Origin of the sequence: Streptomyces sp. KR55 (genome assembly GCF_052245645.1) — a bacterium.
Taxonomy (GTDB): Bacteria; Actinomycetota; Actinomycetes; order Streptomycetales; family Streptomycetaceae; genus Streptomyces; species Streptomyces flavusporus.
Window position 1 is genome coordinate 1 of the sequence record NZ_JBQQCE010000842.1, and the last position, 2,033, is coordinate 2,033.

At 69.9% G+C, this 2,033-nt stretch carries 1 protein-coding gene and 1 pseudogene; both read left to right on the forward strand.

What is annotated here, in order from left to right; genetic code table 11:
• Positions 1-183, forward strand: a pseudogene (locus tag ACTWQJ_RS50830) (carbohydrate ABC transporter permease); the annotation flags it as partial.
• Positions 184-275: 92 nt separating this feature from the next.
• Entirely contained in the window at positions 276-1,715 is a 1,440-nt protein-coding gene (locus tag ACTWQJ_RS50835) for a GH1 family beta-glucosidase (RefSeq protein ID WP_443313108.1), read from the forward strand.
• The last annotated feature ends 318 nt before the right edge of the window (positions 1,716-2,033 follow it).

Genomic DNA, 2,033 nt, shown 5'->3' on the forward strand with positions numbered 1-2,033 from the left:
GTGCTCGACATGACCAACCCGACGGTCCCCGTCGCGCTCACCCAGCTCAGCGCGGGCTATGTCCGCGACCAGTCGCTGATCATGGCAGGCGCGCTGCTCGGCACGCTCCCGCTGCTGGCGATGTTCATCGTCTTCGGCCGCCAGATCGTCAGCGGCATCATGGCGGGCGCCGTCAAGGGCTGACCCGCCACCCCGGCCCGGCGCGAAGCCGCCGGGCCTCCCCATACCTGTGTCATTCGCGCGCCCGCGAACCACCCCACCTTGAGAGGACTTACGTGGTCACCGCCGCACAACAGACCGAGTCCGGCCCGGACGCAGCCCGCACCTTCCCCAAGGGCTTCCTCTGGGGCTCGGCAACAGCCTCTTACCAGATCGAGGGGGCAGCCACCGAGGACGGCCGTACGCCGTCCATCTGGGACACCTATGCCCGTACCCCGGGCCGGGTCCGCAACGGCGACACCGGCGACATCGCAACCGACCACTATCACCGCTGGCGCGAGGACGTCGCCCTCATGGCCGACCTCGGCCTCGGCGCCTACCGCTTCTCCCTCGCCTGGCCCCGGATCCAGCCCACCGGCCGCGGCCCCGCCGTCCAGAAGGGCCTGGACTTCTACCGTCGTCTCGTCGACGACCTGCTGGAAAAAGGCATCAAGCCCGTCGCCACGCTCTACCACTGGGACCTGCCGCAGGAGCTGGAGGACGCGGGAGGCTGGCCCGAGCGGGTTACAGCCGAGCGGTTCGCCGAGTACGCGGCCATCGCCGCGGACGCCCTCGGTGACCGGGTGAAGACCTGGACCACCCTCAACGAGCCCTGGTGCAGCGCCTTCCTCGGCTATGGTTCCGGCGTCCACGCTCCCGGCCGCACCGACCCGGTCGCCGCCCTGCGTGCCGCCCACCACCTCAACCTGGGCCACGGCCTTGCCGTTCAGGCACTGCGCGACCGCCTTTCCGCCGACGCCCAGTGCTCGGTCACCCTCAACATCCACCATGTCCGCCCGCTCACCGGCAGCGACGCCGATGCCGATGCGGTCAGGCGGATCGACGCGCTCGCCAACCGGGTCTTCACCGGTCCGATGCTGCAGGGCGCGTACCCGGAGGACCTGCTCAAGGACACCTCGACACTGACCGACTGGTCCTTCATACGCGACGGCGACCTGCAGCAGATCCACCAGCCACTGGACTTCCTCGGCGTCAACTACTACACGCCCACCCTTGTCTCAGAGGCCGACGGCAGCAGTACCCACAACTCGGACGGACACGGCAAGAGCGCCCACAGCCCTTGGCCGGGAGCAGACCAGGTCGCCTTCCACCAGCCGCCCGGCGACACCACCGCCATGGGCTGGGCCGTCGACCCCACCGGCCTGTACGACCTGCTGCGCCGGCTGGCGTCCGACTTCCCGACGCTGCCGCTGGTCATCACGGAGAACGGCGCGGCGTTCGACGACTACGCCGACCCCTCCGGGCAAGTCAAGGACCCCGAGCGGATCGCCTATCTGCGCGGCCACTTGGCCGCGGTCCATCAGGCCATCGCGGACGGCGCGGATGTACGCGGCTACTTCCTGTGGTCGCTGCTGGACAACTTCGAGTGGGCCCACGGCTACGGCAAGCGCTTCGGCGCCGTCTACGTGGACTACCCGACAGGCACCCGCATCCCCAAGGCCAGCGCCCGCTGGTACTCCGAGGTAGCCCGCACCGGCGTCCTGCCCGGCGCCTGACCAGGGCCGGTGCGGCACCCCCGTCACCGCCCCGCACGGTGCCATCACCGCTGAGCCTGCCCCGCGTCCCGGTTTCCCGGGCTGGGGGCAGGCTCGTCTGCCCTGTGAGCTGTTGTTGGTTGAGTGCGTATGAACGTGTTCTGGCGTGTGTGAGTGGCTGTCCGGGCTGTGGCGTGCGTGATCTCAGGGGAGGGAACGGGGGTTCCCGGATCGAATGCGTGACCTTTTCGCGGGTGTGGTCGTTGGGTGGGTGACAGGCGTGTCCGGGGCGTGTGGAAGGGGGCGGGGTGGTGGGTGTGCTGCGTGAGCTGTCGGCGC